The 23,493-nt window shown below is 36.9% G+C and carries 26 protein-coding genes and 5 tRNA genes; 15 read left to right on the top strand and 16 right to left on the bottom strand.

The genetic code is table 11. The features are described from left to right. Positions 1–411: 411 nt before the first annotated feature. Positions 412–1,029: a superoxide dismutase [Fe] gene (gene sodB / locus CVT17_RS08790; protein WP_107858981.1), complete on the bottom strand. Its 618-nt coding sequence runs from the start codon at positions 1,027–1,029 to the stop codon at positions 412–414. 470 nt (positions 1,030–1,499) lie between these two features. Between sodB and CVT17_RS08795 the strand changes: the two genes are divergently transcribed. The 3 genes from CVT17_RS08795 to CVT17_RS08805 are packed head-to-tail and all read left to right on the top strand — an operon-like array spanning position 1,500 to position 4,329. Continuing rightward, positions 1,500–2,492, top strand: coding sequence for a DctP family TRAP transporter solute-binding subunit (locus CVT17_RS08795; protein ID WP_107770014.1), 993 nt, complete (start codon positions 1,500–1,502; stop codon positions 2,490–2,492). Next, the gene (locus tag CVT17_RS08800) at positions 2,492–3,034 is read left to right on the top strand and encodes a TRAP transporter small permease (RefSeq protein ID WP_103629383.1); all 543 of its coding nucleotides are present in this window, start codon (positions 2,492–2,494) and stop codon (positions 3,032–3,034) included. Before CVT17_RS08795 ends, CVT17_RS08800 begins: the two co-directional genes overlap by 1 nt. An 11-nt stretch (positions 3,035–3,045) precedes the next feature. Next, positions 3,046–4,329 carry a TRAP transporter large permease gene (locus tag CVT17_RS08805; RefSeq protein ID WP_021091123.1) on the top strand — a complete coding sequence of 428 codons (1,284 nt, stop codon included), beginning with the start codon at positions 3,046–3,048 and terminating at the stop codon, positions 4,327–4,329. Positions 4,330–4,354: 25 nt separating this feature from the next. Here the strand turns inward: CVT17_RS08805 and CVT17_RS08810 are convergent, their stop codons facing one another. The 5 genes from CVT17_RS08810 to CVT17_RS08830 are packed head-to-tail and all read right to left on the bottom strand — an operon-like array spanning position 4,355 to position 9,176. Continuing rightward, positions 4,355–5,407: a GGDEF domain-containing protein gene (locus CVT17_RS08810; RefSeq protein ID WP_103641186.1), complete on the bottom strand. Its 1,053-nt coding sequence runs from the start codon at positions 5,405–5,407 to the stop codon at positions 4,355–4,357. After that, positions 5,400–6,479, bottom strand: a complete 1,080-nt coding sequence (locus tag CVT17_RS08815; protein ID WP_230853290.1) for a GGDEF domain-containing protein — start codon at positions 6,477–6,479, stop codon at positions 5,400–5,402. The genes CVT17_RS08810 and CVT17_RS08815 overlap by 8 nt, the downstream gene beginning before the upstream one ends. A 46-nt stretch (positions 6,480–6,525) precedes the next feature. Next, positions 6,526–6,684: a hypothetical protein gene (locus tag CVT17_RS08820; protein ID WP_180997316.1), complete on the bottom strand. Its 159-nt coding sequence runs from the start codon at positions 6,682–6,684 to the stop codon at positions 6,526–6,528. A 10-nt stretch (positions 6,685–6,694) separates the two neighbouring features. After that, entirely contained in the window at positions 6,695–8,539 is a 1,845-nt protein-coding gene (locus CVT17_RS08825; protein ID WP_107770013.1) for a mechanosensitive ion channel domain-containing protein, read from the bottom strand. Next, the gene (locus CVT17_RS08830; RefSeq protein ID WP_072595207.1) at positions 8,532–9,176 is read right to left on the bottom strand and encodes a carbonic anhydrase; all 645 of its coding nucleotides are present in this window, start codon (positions 9,174–9,176) and stop codon (positions 8,532–8,534) included. Before CVT17_RS08830 ends, CVT17_RS08825 begins: the two co-directional genes overlap by 8 nt. Before the next feature lie 170 nt (positions 9,177–9,346). On the opposite strand from CVT17_RS08830, the gene CVT17_RS08835 reads away from it, so the two are divergent. The 5 genes from CVT17_RS08835 to frr all read left to right on the top strand — a co-directional run bounded on the left by CVT17_RS08835 (position 9,347) and on the right by frr (position 12,326). Then, positions 9,347–10,045 (top strand): Bax inhibitor-1/YccA family protein, encoded by a 699-nt coding sequence (locus CVT17_RS08835; RefSeq protein ID WP_107770012.1) that lies wholly within the window; start codon positions 9,347–9,349, stop codon positions 10,043–10,045. Continuing rightward, positions 10,032–10,421: a thiamine-phosphate pyrophosphorylase gene (locus CVT17_RS08840; protein WP_107770011.1), complete on the top strand. Its 390-nt coding sequence runs from the start codon at positions 10,032–10,034 to the stop codon at positions 10,419–10,421. The genes CVT17_RS08835 and CVT17_RS08840 overlap by 14 nt, the downstream gene beginning before the upstream one ends. A gap of 66 nt (positions 10,422–10,487) precedes the next feature. After that, positions 10,488–10,817 (top strand): preprotein translocase subunit SecG, encoded by a 330-nt coding sequence (gene secG, locus CVT17_RS08845; protein ID WP_072595204.1) that lies wholly within the window; start codon positions 10,488–10,490, stop codon positions 10,815–10,817. A gap of 2 nt (positions 10,818–10,819) precedes the next feature. Continuing rightward, positions 10,820–11,779 (top strand): polysaccharide deacetylase family protein, encoded by a 960-nt coding sequence (locus tag CVT17_RS08850; RefSeq protein WP_107770010.1) that lies wholly within the window; start codon positions 10,820–10,822, stop codon positions 11,777–11,779. Further along, positions 11,769–12,326: a ribosome recycling factor gene (gene frr, locus CVT17_RS08855; RefSeq protein WP_072595202.1), complete on the top strand. Its 558-nt coding sequence runs from the start codon at positions 11,769–11,771 to the stop codon at positions 12,324–12,326. Before CVT17_RS08850 ends, frr begins: the two co-directional genes overlap by 11 nt. A gap of 522 nt (positions 12,327–12,848) precedes the next feature. Here the strand turns inward: frr and CVT17_RS08860 are convergent. The 5 genes from CVT17_RS08860 to CVT17_RS08880 all read right to left on the bottom strand — a co-directional run bounded on the left by CVT17_RS08860 (position 12,849) and on the right by CVT17_RS08880 (position 13,434). After that, positions 12,849–12,938: transfer RNA gene (locus tag CVT17_RS08860), tRNA-Ser, on the bottom strand. 58 nt (positions 12,939–12,996) lie between these two features. Continuing rightward, positions 12,997–13,152 (bottom strand): hypothetical protein, encoded by a 156-nt coding sequence (locus tag CVT17_RS08865; protein ID WP_180997929.1) that lies wholly within the window; start codon positions 13,150–13,152, stop codon positions 12,997–12,999. 32 nt (positions 13,153–13,184) lie between these two features. Next, positions 13,185–13,258 (bottom strand) — tRNA-Cys (locus tag CVT17_RS08870). Positions 13,259–13,264: 6 nt separating this feature from the next. After that, positions 13,265–13,351, bottom strand: a tRNA-Leu gene (locus tag CVT17_RS08875). A gap of 8 nt (positions 13,352–13,359) precedes the next feature. Next, a tRNA-Gly gene (locus tag CVT17_RS08880) sits at positions 13,360–13,434 on the bottom strand. A 105-nt stretch (positions 13,435–13,539) separates the two neighbouring features. Between CVT17_RS08880 and CVT17_RS08885 the strand changes: the two genes are divergently transcribed. From CVT17_RS08885 to CVT17_RS08915, 7 genes are all read left to right on the top strand, one after another. Further along, a tRNA-Ala gene (locus CVT17_RS08885) sits at positions 13,540–13,615 on the top strand. Between the two features lie 102 nt (positions 13,616–13,717). Next, positions 13,718–14,452, top strand: a complete 735-nt coding sequence (locus CVT17_RS08890) for a spore coat protein (protein ID WP_107858875.1) — start codon at positions 13,718–13,720, stop codon at positions 14,450–14,452. A gap of 75 nt (positions 14,453–14,527) precedes the next feature. Next, complete coding sequence (locus tag CVT17_RS08895; RefSeq protein ID WP_107770008.1) at positions 14,528–15,652, top strand: PepSY-associated TM helix domain-containing protein; 1,125 nt, start codon at positions 14,528–14,530, stop codon at positions 15,650–15,652. A gap of 71 nt (positions 15,653–15,723) precedes the next feature. Continuing rightward, positions 15,724–16,746: a ribonucleotide-diphosphate reductase subunit beta gene (locus CVT17_RS08900; protein ID WP_009494790.1), complete on the top strand. Its 1,023-nt coding sequence runs from the start codon at positions 15,724–15,726 to the stop codon at positions 16,744–16,746. Beyond that, positions 16,733–17,224 (top strand): hypothetical protein, encoded by a 492-nt coding sequence (locus CVT17_RS08905; protein WP_196373564.1) that lies wholly within the window; start codon positions 16,733–16,735, stop codon positions 17,222–17,224. Before CVT17_RS08900 ends, CVT17_RS08905 begins: the two co-directional genes overlap by 14 nt. Further along, positions 17,225–17,992 carry a carbon-nitrogen hydrolase family protein gene (locus CVT17_RS08910; RefSeq protein ID WP_107770006.1) on the top strand — a complete coding sequence of 256 codons (768 nt, stop codon included), beginning with the start codon at positions 17,225–17,227 and terminating at the stop codon, positions 17,990–17,992. Between the two features lie 60 nt (positions 17,993–18,052). Further along, positions 18,053–18,685 (top strand): protein-L-isoaspartate(D-aspartate) O-methyltransferase, encoded by a 633-nt coding sequence (locus CVT17_RS08915; protein WP_107770005.1) that lies wholly within the window; start codon positions 18,053–18,055, stop codon positions 18,683–18,685. Between the two features lie 36 nt (positions 18,686–18,721). Here CVT17_RS08915 and CVT17_RS08920 read toward each other — a convergent pair whose 3' ends face one another. The 5 genes from CVT17_RS08920 to CVT17_RS09435 all read right to left on the bottom strand — a co-directional run bounded on the left by CVT17_RS08920 (position 18,722) and on the right by CVT17_RS09435 (position 23,445). Continuing rightward, entirely contained in the window at positions 18,722–19,306 is a 585-nt protein-coding gene (locus CVT17_RS08920; RefSeq protein ID WP_107770004.1) for a hypothetical protein, read from the bottom strand. Between the two features lie 222 nt (positions 19,307–19,528). Then, positions 19,529–21,217, bottom strand: a complete 1,689-nt coding sequence (locus tag CVT17_RS08925) for a TonB-dependent receptor domain-containing protein (protein ID WP_196373565.1) — start codon at positions 21,215–21,217, stop codon at positions 19,529–19,531. Continuing rightward, positions 21,148–21,525, bottom strand: coding sequence for a hypothetical protein (locus CVT17_RS08930; RefSeq protein WP_196373566.1), 378 nt, complete (start codon positions 21,523–21,525; stop codon positions 21,148–21,150). The genes CVT17_RS08925 and CVT17_RS08930 overlap by 70 nt, the downstream gene beginning before the upstream one ends. 233 nt (positions 21,526–21,758) lie before the next feature. Beyond that, positions 21,759–23,333, bottom strand: coding sequence for a single-stranded-DNA-specific exonuclease RecJ (gene recJ / locus CVT17_RS08935; protein WP_107770002.1), 1,575 nt, complete (start codon positions 23,331–23,333; stop codon positions 21,759–21,761). Beyond that, a complete protein-coding gene (locus tag CVT17_RS09435) occupies positions 23,323–23,445 on the bottom strand; it encodes a hypothetical protein (protein ID WP_257638069.1) in 123 nt (40 codons plus the stop codon). The genes recJ and CVT17_RS09435 overlap by 11 nt, the downstream gene beginning before the upstream one ends. Positions 23,446–23,493: the final 48 nt, after the last annotated feature.

Here is a 23,493-nt window from a genome sequence, read left to right on the forward strand (position 1 = left end):
AACATTGCCCCCCCACCACCATTTTTTAACATCAAATCAAGTTTTGCTAATAAATTTAAAGATAAGATGGCCTACACTAGTTTTTATTTGGTTGCTTTAAATTTAAGTATATGACCGCTCTCAATTACGATATAGTAGATTGATAAAGCAAACATTTTATGCCTTTTTGAAGTGGTAAATTCTATGCCCATAGCTTGTAAATTTAGCAGTATGTTTAAAACCAAAATTTTAAAGATGAGCTATCTCGTATTGTTTTTAAATTTAAGAAAAATTGTTTGCTAAAATAAAATTTTGAGCTATTTTTGAAGTTGCACTTTCTTTTAAAACAAGATAGTTTTTGCTGATAAATTTGATGATTTTAAAAATTTAGATAAAAGTAGAAATTTAAAGGCGGGAAAGCCCCGCCAGATACTATTTATGTAGTTCTTTTGTGTAAAACTCAACTGAGCCAAGGCCCTCTTTTAGCGCCCACTCATAAGCTTTGCTCACAAATTCCCAGTTTATGTTCTCATAAAATGTCTCTAGGTATTTTGGACGAGCGTTGAAGTTGTCGATGTAGTAAGCGTGCTCCCACACATCAACTACTAGAAGTGGCACTTTGCCATCGCTTACTGGAGTTTTTGCGTTGCTAGTTTGCACGATCTCTAGCTTTTTGCTGCTTGGGTCAAAGACAAGCCATGCCCAGCCTGAGCCAAAAAGCGTTGTAGCTGCCTTTAAAAACTCCTCTTTGAAGTTCGCGAAATTTGCTTCGATCGCAGCTTTTAGCTCGCTTGGCATCTCGCTTTTTTTAGCGATGCAGTCCCAGTAAAAGTCGTGGTTGTAAACTTGAGCAACGTTGTTATAAAGCCCACCTTCGCTATTTGTTAGAATTTCATAAAAAGATGCGTTAGCAAATTTTGTATCTTTTATAAGATTGTTTAAATTTGCTACGTAAGTTGCATGATGCTTGCCGTAGTGGTATTCACAGGTTTTTGCGCTAACTACTGCATTGCTATTTGCATCAAATGGAAGTTTTCTAAGTTCAAACATAATAATTCCTTAATAATAAAATTTGTTGTTTTGTATTATAGCCATAAAAAATTAATAAATAAAAATCTTTTAAATTTAGCCGCAAAATATAGGCTAAATTTAAGCAAACCTAAACTTACATTTTTTTTGGCGGGCTTTTTAAACTTATAGAAAAGAAAAAAATTTGGAGCAAAAATATCCCATACATTTGGTTAAATGGATTCAAAAAAATTTATTAAATGTAAAAAAATAAAAATAAATTTTATGTGTAAAAAGTAACAAATATAATTTAAAAGTTTAGTTATTGAAAAAAATTATAAAAAAATTTTTTTTGAAAAATATAAATTAGCTTTTTAAAAAGCACATTTGTTACTAAAAATACACATATAAAAAAATAAATAGCTGTGAATTTACGAAACAAAAATTTCTAAATTTTTTTATTTTTTTGAAATTTATAATGCGTTTAACAAAACCATTACAAAGGATAAAAGATGAAATTCTTACAAGCTTTACTTTTCACTTGTGCCATCAGTGGCTTAGCATTTGGTGCAGACAAGGTCTATACGATCAAATTTGCTCACGTTGTCGCAGCTTCTACACCAAAAGGCAAAGCGGCTGACTTTTTTGCTAAACGTGCTGAGGAGCTAAGTGGCGGTAAACTAAAAGTTCAAGTCTTCCCATCAGCTCAGCTACTTGATGATGATAGAGTTTTTGGTGCGTTAAAGCTTGGCAATGTTCAAATGGCAGCTCCAAGTTTTTCAAAATTTACGCCTATTGTGCCGCAGTTTCAGCTATTTGACCTGCCTTTCATCTTTAAAGATGCAGAGCACCTTCATAAGGTCCAAGACGGCGAGGTCGGCGAGGAGCTAAAAGCCCTTGTTACAAAAAAGGGCTTTGTGGCGCTTGATTATTGGGATGCTGGATTTAAGCATTTTAGCTCAAGCAAAAAGCCAGTTCTTGTGCCAGAAGATGCAAAAGGACAAAAATTTAGAATCCAAAGCTCAAAGGTACTTGAAGAACAAATTAAAGTAGTTGGTGGCAACCCGCAAGTACTTCCATTTTCAGAAGTTTACTCTGCACTTCAACAAGGCGTAGTTGATGCGACAGAAAACCCACTTTCAAATTTCTATAACTCAAAATTTCACGAAGTTCAAAGCTCGCTCACACTTTCAAGTCACGGATATTTGGGCTATTTAGTCGTTATGAGCGATAAATTTTGGAGCAAGCTACCAGATGATCTAAAAGCAAATGTAAAACAAGCTCTAAGCGAAGCAACAGCTTTTGAGAGAGAAGAGACAGCAAAAGAGGACGCTCACGTCATAGCTGAGCTTGAAAAATATATAGCAGACACCAAAAAGCTAGAAATTTTCAAGATCGATGATGCACAAAAGGCTGAGTGGCAAAAGGTTATGCAATCAATCTATCCTAAATTTTATGATGTTATCGGTAAAGACCTCATAGAAAAGACTCTTGGAACAAAATAATGAAGAGCTTTTTTAATGTCCTTGATATAGCGATAGCCTCACTAAATAAAACTATCGCAGTAGTTGGGCTCGCAAGTGGAACATTGCTAGCCTTTGCAAATGTTATGGCTAGATATTTTTTCGATAAAAGCTGGTCTTGGGCGAGCGAGCTATCAAACTATCTTTTTATCTGGTCGGCGTTTTTTGCCGCGGCATACGGCTTTAATAAGGGCATTCACGTCAGTGTAACTATTTTGGTGGAAAAATTTCCACCAGCCCTTGCAAAAGCGTGTTTAATCTTCTCTCATGTACTAACTACTGTGTTTTTGTTATTTATCGCTGTTTATTCGATTGATTATCTACAAATTCTTCACGAGATCGAGCAGATGATAATAGACCTTGGCATACCACAATGGGTACCTATGCTAGTGCTTCCTATAGCCTTTGTCACAGCTAGTTACCGCTCGACTGAAAAAGCCATAAAAGTAGCTCTAACGCCTGCTGAAAACGTTGTGAGTAACGAGGCACATGAGCTAGCTCATGGTAGCGTAGTCAAAGATTAAGGAGAAAAAAGATGACAATAGCATTTTTATTTATCCTACTTTTTGCGCTAATGCTAATAGGTGTGCCAGTTGCGGTTTCACTGGGAACTAGCACCGTTTTAACAATGATATTTTTTACAGATATAGACATCGCTACGATCCCACAGCTTATATTTGATGGTATCAATAAATTTTCGCTAATGGCGATACCGATGTTTATCTTGGCTGGAAATTTACTAAGTAAAGGCGGCTCAGCAAGACGTATCATCGACTTTGCAAAGTCTATGGTCGGACACTTGCCAGGTGGCTTGCCTATGAGTGCGATATTTGCCTGCATCATCTTTGCAGCAGTATCTGGAAGCTCACCTGCGACGGTTGTAGCTATTGGCTCGATTATGTTTGCAGCGATAAAAGAGGCTGGCTATCCAAAAGAGTACGCAGTGGGCGGCATAACAACGGCTGGCTCACTTGGAATTTTGATCCCACCTTCAGTTGTCATGATAGTTTATGGAGTAACTGCTGAGGTAAGTATTGGTAAGCTTTTTATGGCAGGCGTTGTGCCTGGTCTTATGCTTGGAGCTTTTATGCTCGTTCAAACCTATGTTGGCGCAAAAAAACTTGGATTTAAAGCGACCAAGGCTGAGCCATTTAAAGTAAGAGTACAGAAATTTGCCAAAGCATTTTGGGCGCTTTTAATCGTTGTCGTGGTCATCGGCGGAATTTATGGAGGAATTTTTACTCCAACTGAAGCTGCTGCGGCAAGTGCGGTCTATGCACTCTTTATCTCACTTTTTATCTACAGAGATATAAAGATAAAAGATCTTTGGGATATCTGCCTAGACTCAGCTCTTACAACAGCTATGATATTTTTCATCATCGCAAATGCCGTTGTTTTTGCATATTTGCTAACTAGCGAGCAGATCCCTCAAGCTATCGCTTCGATGATACTTGACGCAAATATTGGTATGATAGGATTTTTGATATTTGTAAATATCCTGCTCTTTATCATGGGTCAGTTCATGGAGCCTTCAAGCGTCATCATGATCATGGTGCCACTATTGCTTCCGATTTCAACGCAACTTGGCATAGATCCGATACATTTTGGCATTATCTTAGTTGTAAATATGGAGATAGGTATGGTGACTCCGCCTGTTGGACTAAATTTATTTGTCGCAAGCGGTCTTACAAATATGAACTTAAAAGAGGTCATCATGGCATGCTTGCCGTGGACACTTACTTTATTCTTTGGCCTTATCTTGGTTACTTATATACCACAAATTTCTCTTTGGTTGCCAAACATAATGTATGGACATTAAAATTTAGAGGCTCTTGCCTCTAAATTTATACTTTTGGGTCGTAATCCGCGCTCATAACGATATTTTTACCATTTCGCTTACCAGCATAAAGTAGATTATCAGCTTGTTTTATCATCTTTTCTAAGCTAAATTCTCCCGTACCATCATGAGCAACTACTCCAAAAGTCATTGTTGCGTTGATCTTTATGTTTTCAAACTCAACTATATTTTTACTCAAAGTCTCTCTCACACGCTCTACGATACTTACAGCTGCATCTTTTTTTACGCCCAAGACAACTGCTAAAAATTCTTCTCCGCCAAACCTAGCTACTCTATCTTTATCTCTAAATGTATTTTTAAATATGCCTGATAAGCTTCTTAAAACAGCATCTCCTGCGCCGTGTCCATAGGTATCATTTATCTTTTTAAAGTTATCGATATCACACATAACGATAGCAAAGTCCCTATTTTTATAAAGATCGTTTTGACTTAAAATTTTCTGCATTGAAGTACGATTTAAAAGTCCTGTTAATGGATCGTGATTTAAGATATTTTCAGCCATCTCTTTTTCCTCTAAGATGCTTAAAAATATAAATAAATTTGAGCTCTCCAAAAGATACGAAACAACAACCGAAAATACGCAAACCATACTTAAGTTAAAAACAAAAAGTAGATCTTTAAAGCCATCAAAATCTTTTACAAGCTGGCCATCTAAATATACATAGCAGGCTATGGATAAAATTATTTGCACCGCAACTATTATGTAGTTAAAAAATTTATAGGTAAATGAAGTAAAAAATAGTATTAGCGACGATGCTAAAAACAACAACCCAAATCCATATCCCCATCCAAGTGTTAGCATACAAACTAATGCATGAAATAAAATTTCAAGCTGGACTATTACCATTGTTATCTTGTTATTTTCAGGGCTATCGTAAATAAGCCTTAAAAGGAAAAGATAGGTTGCCACCGAAAATACATTCATAACTGCTAGAATTTCTTCTTTCATAAATAAAAAAATAAAAAAATAACAGACGTGAGTTAATAATATTGAAAATATGATAATTTTTTGAGCCGTATAGAGTGAAATTCTACGCATCCGAGCCCTTTTTTAAAATTTCTAATTCGATGCGGTCTTTGCCATTTTGCTTGCCTTCGTAAAGCAGCTTATCTACTAAAGTTATGGCTTGCTCAAAATCCACCTCAATACCATTTGCACATATTAGCATGCCAAAGGTCATAGTAACTGGAGTTTTATCTGGAAGTTTTGCATTGTTTATCTGTTTTTTAAGCCTTTTGCTTACTTCGTGGATAAATTCTATCTTTGTATCGGGCAAGATTATCAAAAATTCTTCTCCGCCCCAGCGGCAAACATAGTCTTTGCCTCTAAATGATTTCTTTAAAGCACTGGCTACATCTTTTAAGACCTCATCACCGCAGTCATGCCCGTATGTATCGTTTATTTTTTTAAAATTATCAATATCGCCTAACATTATGACTAAATTTGTGTTACCACTTCTTTCCTTGTTGGCAATTAGTTCAAATCTTAAAGTTTTTTCTATTGTTCTTCTATTTAAAAGACCAGTTAAAAAATCATGTTTTGAGTCCTTTTCAAGCTCTTCCGTCTCTTTTCTTATTTGCTGATATCCACTAGAAGTGATAATATCTGCAAACATTGAAAGTCTTAAAACAATAAAAAAAGCAAAAACAATACTGCACACGACTATCGCCCCTCGTATAGCTGATGGGATCAGCGGCGCCTCATCTTTATGAATAAAATAAAGAAGTATAAGCAAGATTAATTCTAAAAATGCCATTATATAAGTAAGACTCTTTGAATCAAACGCTAGGAAGTAGTTTATAAAAATTACACCAACAAGTATTATCCAAATTCCAGTATTCCAACCCATAGTAGTAACAATAATAGTAACAAGTAATATGATATTTAGGTGAAATGCAAGAGATATTAATACTCTATATTTTATGTCAAATTTTATTCTAAGCAATATCCCAGCTGCTATAAATAATAAGCACATAAAAAGTAGTGGTGTAGCTATGATCATAAAAAGCAACAAAGATAGTGCATTTGCAACCATCATAACATCTAATATCGTTTTATAGATATCATCGATCGCTTTATAACTACTTTGATCTACAAAATCGTGTGTCAAACAAAACTCCCTATAAATTTATTCCATTAAATTTCATTAAGTATTTCTAATAAGAGTCGTAACTATCCTCGTCCTCGTCACTATCTTCGTAGTTGTAGTCATTTTCATCGTAATTATAGTCGTAACTATCGCTACTATCGTCCTCATCGTCATTAAATTCAGAGTAGTCTTCTTCTACTTCTTCATAATCAAATTCATCACTCATTGTTTTCTCCTTAAATTTTATCTTTGACACTTTCAATATACAAGCTTTGGCTTGGGAATGCGAAATTTAGACCATTTTGCTTTAAAATATCCATAATCTTTAGCATTACATCTTGTTTGACATCTAAAAATTCTCCCCAAACGATAGTCTTTGCAAAACAATAAACTAAGATATTTATCGAGCTATCTGCAAAATCATCAACCACGACAAATAAATTTGATTTATACCCAGCATAATCATCAACCGAAACTATACTTTGTCTATATTTTAGCCCCTTTTTCTTTGCTGTTATATCCTCACTTTTGGCAATATCTGGATGATTTATCAACATAGTTTTTATGTCATCTACACATTTTTTAATCTCGTCAGTTGTTGCTCCATATTCAATGCCTATTAGCATTCTGATACGTCTACCGACTTTTCTTCTACTCCAGTTTCTAACAGGATCACTTGCTAGTTTTGAGTTTGGCACAAAGATTAAAGCATTATCAAAACTTCTGATAGTCGTCTTTCTAAAGCCAACCTCAACGACAGTACCCTCTATATCGCCACAAACTATCCAGTCTCCTTGCGAAAATGAGTTATCAAAGAGCATCATGACAGAAGCAAAGAAGTTTGCGATAATGTCCTTTGCAGCAAATGCAACAGCAAGACCACCGATACCAAGTGAAGCTATGAGCGCTGATATATCAAAGCCAAGCTTTTGAAGAATTAGTAAAAGTGCGATTATTAATACAATTACGTAGACTACTTTTAAAACTAAATTTACAACCTCTTTTCGTCTGCTCTTTTGAGCAATTTTATCGATTATTACTATGCCATAACCATTTAGGATAGTTAAAACAAGCCATGAAAATGCAACTATATAGACGATCGAGAAGATATTTGCTAGAGTTAGTGGCACTGGTACTGGATAAAAGGCAACACCGATACAAATATTTAGTGCATAAATGATAAGAAGCGCAGAGATAGGCTTTTTAACGATATCTACTATCTGATCCTTTGCCTCCTTTACACCTTCGCCCGATGCAATGAGTGACATAAGCCAATATGTAAGCTTGGCGAGAATTCTTGTAAGTGAGACAAAAAATAAAAATACTACGATTATAACTACGATCTTGCCAACGTTAAATTTTGCCGAATTTATAGAAGTTAGCTTATTTATATATTCGACCGTATCGACTAAATTTAACTCTGATAAGATCATGCTTGAGCTTAGAAGATCGGCATTGTTTTTAAGATAGATTAAGATTTCCTCATCAGTTTCTTTTTTTAGATCAAGCTCGGCAAATGCGTTATCGTAAGAGCTTGAAGTCTCATTTAGCGAATCTTTTAGCTCTTTTATGCTGACGTAAGAATTTGTTTGTAAATTTAAAAGTCCGTTATCTATAACCTCTTTTATAGAGTTTGCTTTAGCACCTTTTTTAAATATCTCTTCAAGATTAATTAAAGCCGATAAATAAGCATAATCTATCTTCATTTTCTCAAGCTCAATAGCACTTTGAACGTAAGCATCTTTGTTTGATTGCTTCTCTAATCTAGCTACTTTTTTTTCTAAATTATTTTTTTGCAAAATAAATTTATCAATATCGTTTTGAGTTACTTCAATCTGCATAACATATAGTGGAATTTTTTCCAAAAGGTCATTTTTTTTCTTTTGAAGTCCAGCCAAATTTGAATTATCAGCTTTTGTTGAGTTCGTATCTTTTTGCTGTGCTTTTATGATTTGGATTTGATTGTTTAAAGTCAAAATTTGATTTGTTAGGCTTAGTATATTTTCTTCTTGAGTTTTATTATTTTCAGCACCAAAAAGCATTATAAATGAGAGCAAAATGACAGTTAAAATTTTACGCATTTTCACCCCTTTTATCTGCTAAAAGTTTGAATGTGCCCTCTTTTAAATCGTAGCTAAAAATTTCACCGGTTTCTATAATGTAGTGCCAGCCATAAATTTGAAGATTTCCTCTTTCATACTCCTCTTTTACATTTGGATAAGTCATTATATTTTCGATCGAATTTATCACATTTAATCTCTCAGTTAGCCACGCCATCTTTGCTGGATCGTCGCTTGTAAATTTAAGCACTTCTCTCTTAATTGGTTCTATTAGCTTTATCCAATTTCTAACATTTGGTGTAGTTTTGAGCTTTTTTTCATCCATATAAAGCGCTGCACATCCACCACAGTCAGAGTGCCCGCAAATAATAATATTTTTGATATTTAAAAGCTCTAATGCATATTCGATAGCAGAAGTCGTTGCCAAAAATTCCTCGCTCACTCTATAAGGTGGCACGATGTTTGCGATATTTCGCACCATAAAAAGCTCGCCTGGGAGGCAGTTTGTTATCAAATTCGGTACTACTCTTGAATCAACACAGGATATAAAAAGGGTATGTGGGTCTTGTCTATTTTGTAGACTTTTAAAAAGCTCTTCATGCTCTAAAAAGCCATCTTCCATAAATTTTACCGCACCTTCAAGTAGCGAGTCATCCATAGAAATTTATCTCCATTTTTTATATTTTTACGCGATTATAGCAACTTTTATTTAATCTAAAAAATACTTTAATATATAAATTTTTAACTAATATAATTTGTTAAAATTCTTTTTATTCATTGTTTAATTATTTTAGGCTAAACTCATTCAAAAATTCATAAGGAGATAAAATGAGTCTGTATGATAGGAACTACGCAAAACAAAATCAAGAAGAACTTGCGTACTCTCAAAGCTCACTAAGCACTTTTATAAAACAAACTTATCAACTTTTTGCAGCATCACTACTTTCAGCAACAGCTGGCGCTTATGTAGGTATTAGCATCGCTGGCGTTTTTGCGGCAAATAGATTTTTGTTTTGGGGGCTTGTTATAGTCGAATTTGCACTACTTTTTGGCTTAATGGCAGCTAAACGTAAAGAGGGATTAAATTTAATACTTCTATTTGCATTTACTTTTATAAGTGGCCTTACGCTAACTCCGCTACTTTCAGCAATCCTTACCATGCCAAGTGGAGCTGGTATCGTAGCTCAAGCATTTGGACTAACAACAGTTGCTTTTGGTGCGTTAAGCGTCTTTGCGATGAATACAAAACGTGACTTTACAACAATGGGTAAAATGTTATTCATAACCTTAATTGTTATCATTGCAGCAGCTATTATCAATATCTTTGTTAAAAGTACAATGTTTCAACTTGTAATCGCAAGTATTTCATCGATCTTATTTAGCGCATATATACTTTTTGATACGCAAAATATTATCCGTGGAAACTATGAAACACCAGTTGAAGGCGCAGTTGCTTTGTATCTTGATTTTGTAAATCTATTTACATCATTACTACAAATTTTAGGAATTTTTAATAGAAACGACTAAAGATGAGCGCATCTACCGAGTAATAGATGCGAATCTAAATAGGCTAAAAGAAGGGCTTCGCGTTGTTGAAGATATAAAAAGATACGTCTTTGATGACGCTAAGCTCGCCTACAAAATAAAATCCCTCCGCCACAAAGCAAAGATCCCACAAAAAGAATTTTTAAAATTTAGAAATTCTCAAAATGATGTCTTAAAAACTAGCACAAAAAGCGAGCAAGCTAGAGAAAATTTAGACGAGATAATCACTGCAAATTTCAAGCGTGCTCAGGAGAGTGCTCGCGTGCTTGAAGAGTGCTTTAAGCTCGTAAATTTAGAACAAGCCGAGCTTTTTAAAGGCATAAGATACGAGCTTTATGAGCTTGAAAAAGAACTTTAACTAAAAATTTAAATCTTTTCTTGTATAATCGCAACCAATTATTTTTAAAAATTTAAAGGAAATTTCGTGAGTTTAATATTTTTGATCTTACAGTTTGCTCTAGCTGTCATCATAACTATCGCTGTTTTACTTCAAAAAAGCTCATCTATCGGACTTGGGGCATATAGCGGAAGTAACGAGAGTCTTTTTGGAGCAAAAGGACCAGCTGGATTTTTAGCTAAATTTACCTTTGTGGTAGGCGTTTTGTTTATCCTAAACACACTTGCACTTGGATATTTTTACAACAAAGATCTAAAACGCTCTATCGTTGATAGCGTCGATAGTAAATCTCTAGTCATACCAAAGTCAAACGACGTACCATCAGCTCCTAGTGCACCACAAACTCCAGCAAAATAACAATGATAAAAACACTTTTAGCGTCATTCTTGGCGCTAACATTTGCTTTAGCAGACGCTCATATTTTAGTCTATCATCGCTTTGACGATCCAAGACATACAAGCACTGATATTTCTATTAAAAATTTAAGAGAGCAGTTTGAATATTTCAAAAATAATGGCTATGAAGTCGTTAAACTCTCAAAGCTAGTCGATGCTGTAAATGCTGGCGAAAAAATACCTGATAACTGGATCGTCATCACTGTAGATGATGGTTATAAAAGTTTCTATGACAAGGCCCTTAGTGTATTTAAAGAGTATAACTATCCATTCACCATAATGATATATGTCGAGGCTATTGCTGGAAAATATGGCGATTATCTGACATTTGATCAGATTAAAGAACTTGAGGCTTATGGTGAGATTGGATACCACTCGTACGCTCATCCAAGGATGACAAAACTTAGCGATGAGGCATTAAGAGAGGATTTTCAAAAGGGTGTAGAGACCTTTGAAAAACATATGGGCTATAAGCCAAAATTCTTTGCAGTACCTTATGGTGAGATCGATAGTAGAGTCGTAAAACTTGCAAAAGAATTTGGTTTTTTAGCACTTTTAAATCAAAACTCAGGTGCGGTTTCAGACAAGAGTGATGTTTACGATCTTTATAGAACGCCCGTAATGAACGGTACCAAAATAGCACTAACGTTTAATAGCAAATTTCTAAATGCCCAGTGGATATTTCCGGATAGCTATCCGCAAAATAATGCAATAGACAAACTTATTATAAAAACTGATACAAATGCTAGCGAAGGTAGTTTCTTTATGACTGGCTTTAATGGCTTTAAAAAGGTACCTATGACAAATGGTGTTTTTGAGTGTAAATTTAACCCACCGCTCGATAAACGCAAAGTTTTAATATCACTAAAAGTAGATCATCAACGAAGTACAAAACTTCTAATAAAGGACATCAATGCTAAATAAAATTTACGAAACACAAAAAGAAGGCTGCGAAAAAGCAATAGCTTCATTAAAACGCGACTTTACAACGCTTAGAACGGGCAAGGTAAACATTAATATTGTAGATCATGTAATGGTTGATTATTACGGCTCGCCAACTCCGCTCAACCAAGTAGCTACTGTGCTTACAAGCGATGCTTCAACTATCGCTATCACACCTTGGGAAAAAAGTATGATAAAAGCCATATCATCGGCTATCCAAGCAGCAAATATCGGCGTCAATCCAAATAGTGATGGTGAGAGTGTCAAGCTATTTTTTCCACCTATGACCGTCGAGCAACGCCAAGAAAATGCAAAACATGCAAAATCAATGGGAGAAAAAGCCAAAGTCAGTATAAGAAACGTAAGAAAAGATGCAAATGATGAAGTCAAAAAGCTTGAAAAAGATAAAGCTATAACTGAAGACGAGAGTAAAAAGGGGCAGGATGAGGTTCAAAAGATAACTGACACCTACACTGCAAAAATCGATACTCTTGTAAAAGAAAAAGAGGCTGAGCTTTTAAAAATCTAAAAATTTAGAATTTTTCCTTATCTAGCTACTTTTATGTGGCTAGATATTCTCTCAAAATAATATTTCAAAAAAATATTTATTAGCAAGTAGTTTATTTTTTGTCTGTTGTACTTTTATCTATTAAATATAAATAGAACCTAGACTACATAAAACATAGCCGCCACTTTAACTTTAAACTATTTTCATGGATTGCTTTAGTTTAAATTCTTATTTTGAATTCGTCTTAAATTCTTTATTCAATATTATTAATTTTACATATATTTATACACAGGATTACTACCTATTATGTATTTTGGATGTGCTACTACAAATATTATTTTGAGAATTTAAGATAGTCAAAAATAAAATATAAAAACTCTTAAACTTTTCCTTATCTTACAATATCTTACTTTGAATAAGAAATTTACTACTATTTTTAGTTTTAGTAAATTTTGGACTGAATATTTATAGAAATTTTTTTATAGCCATTATGAACGATAAATCTAGGTAATGCTTTATAAAATAAACAAGGAATTAGATAGGTGGCCGGGAGATAGGGATTCGAACCCCAGGAGGCTTTCACACCTCAACGGTTTTCAAGACCGCCGCTTTCGACCGCTCAGCCATCTCCCGAATTAAAGATTTGTGATTATAACCAACTTTGCTTAAAATTTACTATAATCTCTAAAATTTACTCTGTTTTTTCTTTAATATATGTAGCTCCATCATTTATCTTTTCTTTGGTCCATTCTTTGGCATTATGAGTATCTTCTTTTACGCCATGCCAAGTATTTGAACAACCAGTTACAAAAAATGCTATACAAGCTGCTAAAAATAAATTTCTCACTATTATTCCTTTGAGTAGTTATTTTTGAAGTTTGGAGGCGACACCCGGATTCGAACCGGGGATCAAAGCTTTGCAGGCTCATGCCTTACCACTTGGCCATGTCGCCATATCGTGGTGCCCGAGACCGGACTTGAACCGGTACGGTAAAAACTACCGAGGGATTTTAAGTCCCTTGCGTCTACCATTCCGCCACTCGGGCTAAGTTAATGGAGCGGGAAACGAGATTCGAACTCGCGACCCCAACCTTGGCAAGGTTGTGCTCTACCCCTGAGCTATTCCCGCGTTAAAGTTTGCAATATTATCCAAAAATTGCTTAAAATTTTATTTTGCTAAAACAAATTTCAAAATATTGTAAGCCATAAAAAGATAAAATGCCAAAATCTATTTGGGGTTATAGCTCAGCTGGGAGAGCGCTTGAATGGCATTCAAGAGGTCGGCGGTTCGATCCCGCTTAACTCCACCAGTGCTTTACTGCTTCTTTTGTTTAATATATTTTCACCATTTTTTACTAAAATTTATACTACATATATGTAAAAATTCAGATTTCTTTCGCTAAATTACAAATATGCAAAATTTAAAACAATATGTCAATGAAATTTTAAAAAGTCATAGTGACGGCAATGATCGTATCTTTAGCTTTGAATTTGATGGACAAAAATTTTGGTTAAAACGTATTGAAAAAAACATTGAAGGTGGATTTTTAACTAAAATTTTCAAGCCAAATCCTTATAAATCATTTGCCAACGAGATAAAAAAACTTGAAATTTTAAACGAAGCCAAAGCTCCTGCTCCAAAACTCATTCTAAAAAGTAATGAGTTTTTCGTGATAGAAGATGTCGGTGAACCGATTTCTCAGCTTTTTAAATATAGCAACGATGAAAAATTTAAACATGAAATTCTACTAAAAGCGGCCCGCGCACTAGCTGGACTTCACGCACTAAATTTTGCGCACGGACGCCCAGCTCTTAGGGATATTGCCATAAAAAATGACGAGATAAAATTTTTAGACTTTGAGTCAAAATTTTTTAGCCATGACCTAGAGCTTCAAAAGTGTCGCGATCTGCTTGTTTTTATAGACGAGTTATTTCGTTTTAAAATTTCAGACGAGTTTGCAAGCGAAGTCATTAGTGAATATTTGATAGCTGGTGGGACTCAAATTTACGCGCGCTCACTACAGCTAATTATAAAATTTAAACCACTTTACTACTTGCTAAAACCATTTAAATCTCTAAATAAAAAGGATCTAAACGCAGTCATCAGAACCTTTGAGTATCTCTTACCGATCGCTCAAAATAAATAGCAAATTTCTTACCAAATTTATCTCCTCTTAACAAAAAATAAAATAATATTCGCTATTAAAATTCAAAGGAAAAAAATGTTTTTAAAACGAGGAAAAATCATCTTCAACATCCACCTAATAATCGGACTAATTGCGGCTATTCCGCTAATATTTATGACTCTTTCAGCACCATTTGCGTCTTATAGAGAAGAGATCAAAAGTGCGATAAATAAAAATTTTATAAATCTAATTCCTAGCGAAAAAGAAAATTTAAGCTTAAATGAACTCCTAGCTAAAGCAAAAAATGAGATTCAATTTGATACGCTTGAAAGCTTACAAATAGGTGGAGCAAATGAAGCTTATCGTATAAGCATTACAAAGGATAAAAAGCAATTAAATTTCTTCATAGATCCAAGAAGTGGCGAAGTTATTAGCGAGGACTGGGGTGAGAAATTTCGTATCATTATCTTAAGTCTTCATAGAAATTTAGGCCTTGCTCTGCTTGATAGCAAAGTCCCGGCCAACATCGGCAAGCAAATAGTCGCGGTTAGCTCCATCATCATGGCGCTCCTTGCTATCAGTGGTCTCATACTCTACGCACCAGCGATCAAGCGAAATTTCTTAAATTCACTAAAGATCAAGCCAAAAGCAAAGGGCTACGCCTGCTTCTACAACCTTCACACCAGCCTTGGCACCTACGTGGCGATCTTACTTGTGGTGATGTCACTAACTGGACTTTACTGGTCTTATGGCTGGGTCAGAAGCGGCGTAAATAGTATATTTTTCGATCTAAAAACAGCTCCAATGAAAAAAAGTCTACCACAATCAAATTTACTTCCAATAAGCGACGAAAAATTTAAAGAGATCGAGACTGCGGAACAAATTTTTAAGGATAACATCACGCTAGAGCTAAAATCGCTCACGATAAACGTACCTGAAAATAACCAAACTAACTACACTATAAACTACGAAACAAGTGAGAGCCAAGTGGGCAAACTAAAGCTTGACGCGAGCGCTGGTAAGATCAAAGAGAATAAGCTTATTAGCAAGGCTGAAAGCATCCCAGAGGCTAAAAAAGCTGGCCGCAAAGTGCTTAGTCTGCACACCGGTGAGATGTTTGGCGAGATCGGCCAGATCGTATTTGCAGTATCATGCGTGATCGCAGTTTTACTAATAATAACTGGCTTTTTGATGACCATAAAAAGGACTAAGGCTCTCTAAATAAAAGTAAATTTTTACCTTGCTTTGGGTAAGATTTTAAGAAATTTTTACTACAAACAAGAGAGAAATTTATGAATAGAAAACGTATCTACAACCCAAGTTCAAATGAAAATTTGACCGACAGAAGAGTCTTTAACGGCAACCCACACGGCATTTTAAATTTCACCAAGGCAAAATACGAGTGGGCGTTAAAGCTTTGGGACCTCATGGAGGCAAATACCTGGTTTCCAAAAGAGGTCGATACTACCGATGACGTGCGCGACTACGCCTACAACCTCACAGAGGCTGAAAAGCGCATGTACGACCTAGTCTGGAGCCAGCTCATCTCGATGGATAGCTTTCAGACAAATAACCTAGCTGATAACATCAACCCTTACATCACCGCGCCAGAGATCAACGCCGTGCTAAGCCGCCAAGCCTACGAAGAGGCAAACCACAGCAAGTCTTACGCTGTCATGGTCGAGGCGATCTGTGACAACACCGACCTCATCTACGAGATGGAGAAGCACGACGACGTCTTACGCGAGAAAAACGACTACATCTCAAGCGTCTATGAAGAGCTTGCGGGTGAAGTGACTGACGAGAAACTACTTCTTGCGATGGTTGCGAACCAAATTTTAGAGGGAATCTATTTTTACAGTGGCTTTACAGCGATCTACGCTCTAGCTCGTGCAGGCAAGATGCTAGGCTCAGCGCAGATGATACGCTTCATCCAACGCGACGAGATCACACACCTACTTTTATTTCAAAACATGATAAATTCAGTCCGCAAAGAGAGGCCTGACCTCTTTACACCTGAGACTGAGGCAAAAATTTATGATATGTTTGAAAAAGCTGGAAATTTAGAGATCAAATGGGGCAAATACATCACTCAGAACCAAATAATGGGCTTTACTGATGATATCATCGAGCAGTACATCCACTATCTCATCGACCAACGCCTAGTTGCGATCGGCCTAAAACGCAAATACAATGTCGCTCACCCAATCAAATGGGTCGATGACTTTGCGAAATTTAACGACCAAAAGTCAAATTTCTTTGAAGCAAAGGTGACAAACTACAGCAAGGGAAGCATCAGCTTTGATGACTTTTAAAAATGGAATTTTAGCCCTTGTCTGCGTGCTTTTTGTGGGGTGTGCGAGTAGTAGTCAAAGGATAATTGATCAAGCAAATAAAAATAATCTCGAAAATTTCTACGCCTACAAGCTTGTCAAGGTAAAAGAGACAAGCCAAGCAGAAATCTATCAAGAGATGCCAAACGGCGAAATTGCACCAAGTTTCGCACCGCTAGGATCTGTGCTAGGAAATGACGTGATGCTTGGCATAAACAAACAGTGTGGCTTTGAAGCAAAAGACCTAAAAGAGGTAAGAGTAGTTTCACATGATGAGGATATAGGTCTTGGCTTTGAGGTCTGGGTTTTTAATGATCCACTCTCCCAGAGAGATGATAAAATCACAGCTATAAGCGTTATTTTAAAAGCTACACCAAACATCGGTGGTACGGATATAAACTGCAAAATTCCAAAAGACTGCCACGACGAAAAACCTATGACATTTGTATTTGGAAAATAAATGAGCGAAAATTTAAACCTAATAAGCCTAACTTTAAAGGCAAAAAATGCAACGGATCGCCTAGAGGAGCTTGCAAATTTAGTTGAGGCTGCGCCTAAAAACTCACTCATTCTTGCAAGCGAGCTTTGCATCAGCGGCTATGACTTTGACGGCTTTTTTGCTGGGGCGAACAAAGCGATACTTGGTGGCATGATAGGTAGCTTTGATGCAATGCTGCTTGAACGCTTGCAAGAGGTACTTAGTCCAGATAAATTTCTTGGTTTTACACACCTTACTAGCCTAAACAAAAGCGCAGGACTCGCTCAAATTTCAAATCTAAATCCGCACCAGCCAAAAATTTATAACGAATTTTTGCTTCTTAACTCAAATAATGTCTTTCATTCACAATTTAAAGCCGAACTTTTTAGGCCAAATTTAGAGCATGAAATTTTTGCCGCTGGCGATGTGAGCGAGATAAATGCCTTTGATTTTAGAGGGCTAAAGCTTGGCGTGCTAATCTGTTTTGAACTACGCGATAGCACACTCTGGGCAAAGCTAAAAGGATGTGATATCATCATGGTACCAGCCATGTGGGGCAAGGCTAGAGAGGAAGCCTACCTTAGCCTTTGCAAGGCACTTGCGATCGCAAACAACTGCTATGTCATGATCTCAAGCTCTCTTGCATTAGAAGTTGCTGGGGTATTTTTACCAAATGGCACACTTGTTAAAGAGACGATATTCGATGCAAATTTAATAAAAGAGATCAAAACAAATTTAGGAATTTTATAAATTTTAAGATAAGTTTTAAATCGTATAATAACTATTTAATTTTTATTTAGGATATAAATTTTGACCCAACTAGAAGCGATAAAATGCCAAAATTTGGCTAGCGATATAGCCGATGAGATCACGCTAAGTCCGCTTTTGTTTGACGCGATATCAACAACCGAGCGTGAAATTTTCGTACCTATCCCTGCACATGCTTACAAGCTTGACGCACAACCAATCTTGGGTAATCAGTGGATCAGCTCGCCACTAACTGTAGCAAAAATGACGATGGCACTAGAGTGCGAAAACATGGACAATATCCTAGAAATAGGCTGCGGTAGTGGCTATCAAGCAGCGATCTTAAGCAAGCTTGCGCATAGAATTTTTAGCGTCGAACGTATAGAAAAACTAGCCATGGAGGCAAAAAAACGCTTCGAGGTATTAAAGATCAGAAACGTGCACGTAAGGTATGATGACGGCAACAATGGCTGGCGAAGCTACGCACCATTTGATCGTATCCTGCTCTCGGCAGCTGCTGATGAGATCTCGCCAAATTTATTTAAGCAGCTTAAAAATGGTGGAATTTTAGTAGCTCCAATGAAGAAAGATGGCAAGCAATTTATCGCTAAATTTAAAAAAGATAAAGATGGAAATTTAGAAAAAGAGTACTTAGATGAGTGCCTTTTTGTACCACTTCTTGAAGGTAGAGAGTAACCTAAAATAAGGCAAAGCCTAAGCCTTGCCTAAATATTAGAATTTATAAGTATAGCCTGTATAAATTCCTATAGTCGTATCTCTTAGCTGAGCTCCGCTATTTTTCTTATAAAAAGTCTTATCAGCTTTTAAGCCAAACTCGATCGCGTTATGCTCATCAAATGAGTAGATACCGCCCACTTTTGCACCAACTAGCAAGCCTTTGAAATTTTTCTTACTTGTTTCATTATTAAATCTCTCTCTAACGCTCAAGTAGCCAAGACCTGTGTATCCACCAAGAACGGCTTTAAAATTTTCAGTGATGCTTGGCGTATAATCAATACCGCCTAGAAATTTATGCTTACTCCATTTTGCATCCGATTCACTAGCATTTTTCCTAGCTTTAAAGTCATAATAATAACCACCATAAGCTCTATAGCTGTCAAAGTCATAACCGCCATAAAAGCCAAGACCATAGTGACCTTTTTTGAAGTTATTTTTCTCACTACTTGCTATGTTTTTTGTTTTGATTTTTGAGTTAAACGAATAATCACCTTCGCCACCAACAAATGCACCTTGAGCTAGTGCAACTGAGCTTACCAAAGCTAGAATCAAGCTTGATTTTACAAGTAAATTTTTCATATCTCTCCTTTAAAAAATTTCTGAGATTTTACATCTAAGCTTTTAATCTATATAAAATTTAAATTTAATAAGAAATTTTATACCAAGTGCCAATTTATTACTAATAGTAAATGTAGTAAGTGTGAGTATTATTAAAAAGATAAGAGCAGAAATACTTAAATTTAGCACAGCTTTAGGGCAAATCCTAAGCCCATAGCCATGCCAAATTTATTAAGTTATGCCCTAAAAATGTACCTTAAATTTTGCCCAAAAACTTCTACCCGGCTCATAAAGCCTCGTGCCGTTCGGGATAGTTTCGTAGCCTGCGATACCGCCGCCGTAGCCGCCTTTTGAGTTATGATAGGCGTATTTGGCGTCGTTTAGGTTATCCGCCGCTAGCAAGAATTGATAATTTTTATACTTATAGCCAGCGCTTAGTCCTAGCGTCCAGAAGCTATCGCTCTTGCCCAGGTCCATGCCGCCCACGTCGCCATAGCCTTTTTGCGCGCGGTTTTGCGATGCGTTAGCATAGAAGTCGGCTTTGACGAACCAGTCTGGCTTTTCTAGGCCGGCGCTTAGTTTAAACGTTAGAGGAGAAACCTTAGGCAGTGCGTCGCCGTCTTTTAGGCCGCCCGCGTTTTTAGTCACCTTGCCGTAGACGTAGGATACGCCGGCACCCAGTCTAAATATATCGGCTAGTAGCGTGTCGCCCTCGATCTCGCCGCCGTATAGTAAAGCATCGGTATTAAATACATTTGAAGACATACCCATAGGACTATATTTTATCATTATGTAATCATCCATTTTCGAGACGAAGAAATTCGCGTTTAGCTCGTAGTTTTTATCTTTTAGCACGGTGCCAAAGTCTAGTTGAGTGTTTCTTTCTTTATTTAGCTTAAGATTATCGTCTTTATTCGTTTCCCAGTGATCCGGTAACCTTTGCGCGTGACCTAGTCCCGCATAAAGCGTTAAATTTTGTAGATATTTTTCGTATCTAAAAAAGCCGGAGAATAAATTTTCGCTCCTACTTTTATGCGTTAGCAGCTGCTTTCTCTCGCCCGCGTCCAGCCTAAGTCCGCCAAAAAGCCCATAGTCGTTTTCAAGGACGTATTCGTTTTGAGTGTATATCGTTTTATACGTTACCTTGCGCTGTTTTACGTGCGTCTTTGATAGGGCGGCGTCCATTTGGGCTTTTGTTACACCCTTCATTCCATTTCCGGCGCCTCGCCATTTAAACGTATCTTGAGAGTATCCCGCGCCGATAAAGCTAGTTAGATTATCGAAATTTAGCTCACCTTCTAGCTTAAAGCCGTACATATCGCGTATCGGATGGCTGATGCTGTATCCCTTGCCGCGTCCCGCACCCGGTACCACCGGACGCATGGTGAAGTTGTCCATTATGTGATCGATTTGATGATAGTACGAGCTTAGCCTGATCTTGTGCTCGCCGACGTCTTGTTCAAATTTTAGTCCGAAAGACTTGCGGTCAAACTGCACGCCGTCTCTCATCCTATCGGCATACGCCGCTTCTCCATTACCCAGATCCGCGCTTAGCTGCAAGGCGGTAGTATCCGTGGGCGTTAGCGTACCTACGAGCGAAACGCTGTTGCGTTTATAGTGCGTATGCATTTTCTGTCCGTCGCCGCTTTTATAATCGCCACTCTGGTAGTGTCCGCCAGAAATTTCTATGCTGCCTAGCTCGTTGCCCGCCGCTACGTCCGCGGCAGTTTCAAACCGCTTAAAACTACCGCCCAGCACGCTTACGTTTCCTCCGAAGCTCGGTTTTGATAGCCTTGCTATCTCTCTATCGAAAAATATACCGCCGCTAATGAGCGCGCCGTATCTGACGTCTTGCGGGCCTTTTACGATGCGAACCGAGCTGTAGTTTTGCGCCGAGATGTAGGTGATGGCGTATCCATGCGCATGCCGCAACCGCCGTTTAGCGTGCTGCCGTCGATTAGCACCGGCAGTCTAGCCGCCGTCTGCGAGCGGTAATAAACCTCGCTGCCGCCTCCGCCCTTGCGCTCCATCGTAAAGCCGCTCAAATTTAAAAGCGATTTAGCGATGTCGCCGTTTTCTAGTATCGCGCCTTTGCCCGCTATTTGAGCCTTTGTCGGTTCGTCAAGAACAGACTTTTGTATCTTTGCGGAAACGGTAACCGGAGCCAGGTCTATCGTTTCTTCAGCACCAAGCATTAAATTTGGTACTAAAGCAAATGCTAAAATGTAAGAAATTTTCATGTTTAGTCCTATGAAATTAATATTTAAAATTAAAATTAAAATTAAAGCAAAAATGAACTTAAACAAAGTATAAATATTTATATAACATTAATTTTACAATACAGAAATTTGGCTCAAATAATATTATTTTAGTTGGACTGCATTAAATATATAAAGAAACGATTTTGGCGAATTAAAACCGAAGTAATCTCGGTTTCATTAAAATTTTAGCATTATAAAACCGAGATAAAAATTTATAAAATCTCTTTTATGAGCAGCTGCGGGGTAACAAGTCCGCGGAACGAATTTTTTGATATACAAAAGATAATATCTATCATCTCACCAACTCTAGCATGTCTTGTAAAGTTAAAAAATAGAGCCTCAAGTGTTTTATTATCCTTTTGCAAGATAAGCTTTAAGTGGTTTTGATCCCTGCCTATAAGTCTTTCATTTTTAACAAGAGCATTTTTTATCTTAAAGACTGGACGTGGATTTTTCTGTCCGTATGGCTCATAAAATTCTAAAATTTCAAGCAGTTCAAAGTCTATCTCGCTTGGCATTATGTCACCAAGTAACTCGTCCGAGCTTTTGCACTCTTGCATATTTAGGCATGAGCAGCTTTTATTTATCGCTTCTTTAAATTTCACCAAATTTTCAGGCGCAAGCGTAAGTCCAGCCGCTCCTTTGTGACCGCCGTAGCTTGTTAGTAAATTTTCGTGGCTTGCTATAAGAGATAAGATATCAAGCTTACCAATACTTCTAGCACTGCCTTTTGCACGGCCTTTATCGATACTAAAGACGATAGCTGGCTTTGCAAAGTGCTTTGCTAGGCGGCTAGCTACGATGCCTATCACACCCTCGTGCCACTGCTCACCCCAAGTGATGATGACTTCATCGTCTTCTTTTACGTCCTTTAGCGAGCACTCAAAGAGTTGGCGCTCCTCCTCTTTTCTGGAGTTGTTAAATTCAATGATCATATCAAGGTAGTTGTAAGCTTCCTCGATACTTTTAGCACGTAAAAAGTCAAATGAATTCATTGCATCGTCCATGCGTCCGGCTGAATTTATAAGCGGAGCTATAAGAAAGCTAATATCATCGCACTCAAATTTTTCCTTACCATAAAACTCTTTTATAGCGTGAAATGCGGAACGCTTAGACGCATTTAGCTTACAAATGCCAAGGCGAACAAGCATTCTATTCATATCTCTTAGCTCCATCATATCAGCGATTATCGCGATAGCTAAAAGCTCTAGAAATTTGCTCATATCGTAATTTAGCCCAAAAACATCTTTTAACGCTCCGACCAAATACCAAGCAACCTCAGCACCACAAATTTCAATATTTGGGAAGTTGCAGTCTTCTTGTTTTGGATTGATGATCGCATAAGCTTCTGGGAGAACAGCTGGAGGCATGTGATGATCGGTAATGATAAGATCAATGCCTTTTTCTTTACAGATAATGGCCGCATCGTTTGCAGAAATGCCGTTATCAACGGTGATAATCAAGCTTACATCGGCTGAGAGTTCGTCTATTATCTCAGGATTTAGCCCATATCCGTCTTTAAATCTATTTGGAATTTTTACTAGGTAGTCTTTCACGCCAAGATCATCAAAAAACTCAGCTAAAATAACGCTTGAAACAACACCATCAACATCATAATCGCCCACAATAGCTATGCGTTCGTTTTTCTCGATCGCTTCTTTTATGCGATTAGCGCCTTTATAGATATCTTTTAAGGCACTTGGTGTCGGAATTTCACTAATTTTTTTATGTATGTCGTTACAAAATCTATGCGCTAGTAAATTCCTTATATCCTCTTTATTTAGCATGGTTTTGGCAAGAATTTTTAAAGAACTTACCAACTTTATTTAATGCCACTTGTTCACTTAAATTTACACCCATATTGCCAAAAATTTGGCTATAAAAATACTTCTTTTTCATCGCAATCTTTCGTCTTTATTTTGAATGCTTGGATTATATCTTTTTGAA

Origin of the sequence: Campylobacter concisus, from assembly GCF_003048775.2 — a bacterium.
Classification (GTDB): Bacteria; Campylobacterota; Campylobacteria; order Campylobacterales; family Campylobacteraceae; genus Campylobacter_A; species Campylobacter_A concisus_I.

Excerpts from the sequence above, each read along its gene's own strand:
- CVT17_RS08795 (WP_107770014.1), top strand. The coding sequence starts at position 1,500 with ATGAAATTCTTACAAGCTTTACTTTTCACTTGTGCCATCAGTGGCTTA.
- CVT17_RS08895 (WP_107770008.1), top strand. The coding sequence starts at position 14,528 with ATGTTTTTAAAACGAGGAAAAATCATCTTCAACATCCACCTAATAATC.
- CVT17_RS08805 (WP_021091123.1), top strand. The coding sequence starts at position 3,046 with ATGACAATAGCATTTTTATTTATCCTACTTTTTGCGCTAATGCTAATA.
- CVT17_RS08820 (WP_180997316.1), bottom strand. The coding sequence starts at position 6,684 with ATGAGTGATGAATTTGATTATGAAGAAGTAGAAGAAGACTACTCTGAA.
- frr (WP_072595202.1), top strand. The coding sequence starts at position 11,769 with ATGCTAAATAAAATTTACGAAACACAAAAAGAAGGCTGCGAAAAAGCA.
- CVT17_RS08900 (WP_009494790.1), top strand. The coding sequence starts at position 15,724 with ATGAATAGAAAACGTATCTACAACCCAAGTTCAAATGAAAATTTGACC.
- CVT17_RS09435 (WP_257638069.1), bottom strand. The coding sequence starts at position 23,445 with ATGAAAAAGAAGTATTTTTATAGCCAAATTTTTGGCAATATGGGTGTA.
- CVT17_RS08850 (WP_107770010.1), top strand. The coding sequence starts at position 10,820 with ATGATAAAAACACTTTTAGCGTCATTCTTGGCGCTAACATTTGCTTTA.
- recJ (WP_107770002.1), bottom strand. The coding sequence starts at position 23,333 with ATGCTAAATAAAGAGGATATAAGGAATTTACTAGCGCATAGATTTTGT.
- CVT17_RS08825 (WP_107770013.1), bottom strand. The coding sequence starts at position 8,539 with ATGCGTAAAATTTTAACTGTCATTTTGCTCTCATTTATAATGCTTTTT.
- sodB (WP_107858981.1), bottom strand. The coding sequence starts at position 1,029 with ATGTTTGAACTTAGAAAACTTCCATTTGATGCAAATAGCAATGCAGTA.
- CVT17_RS08920 (WP_107770004.1), bottom strand. The coding sequence starts at position 19,306 with ATGAAAAATTTACTTGTAAAATCAAGCTTGATTCTAGCTTTGGTAAGC.
- CVT17_RS08830 (WP_072595207.1), bottom strand. The coding sequence starts at position 9,176 with ATGGATGACTCGCTACTTGAAGGTGCGGTAAAATTTATGGAAGATGGC.
- CVT17_RS08800 (WP_103629383.1), top strand. The coding sequence starts at position 2,492 with ATGAAGAGCTTTTTTAATGTCCTTGATATAGCGATAGCCTCACTAAAT.
- CVT17_RS08910 (WP_107770006.1), top strand. The coding sequence starts at position 17,225 with ATGAGCGAAAATTTAAACCTAATAAGCCTAACTTTAAAGGCAAAAAAT.
- CVT17_RS08930 (WP_196373566.1), bottom strand. The coding sequence starts at position 21,525 with ATGAAAATTTCTTACATTTTAGCATTTGCTTTAGTACCAAATTTAATG.
- CVT17_RS08890 (WP_107858875.1), top strand. The coding sequence starts at position 13,718 with ATGCAAAATTTAAAACAATATGTCAATGAAATTTTAAAAAGTCATAGT.
- CVT17_RS08810 (WP_103641186.1), bottom strand. The coding sequence starts at position 5,407 with ATGCGTAGAATTTCACTCTATACGGCTCAAAAAATTATCATATTTTCA.
- CVT17_RS08835 (WP_107770012.1), top strand. The coding sequence starts at position 9,347 with ATGAGTCTGTATGATAGGAACTACGCAAAACAAAATCAAGAAGAACTT.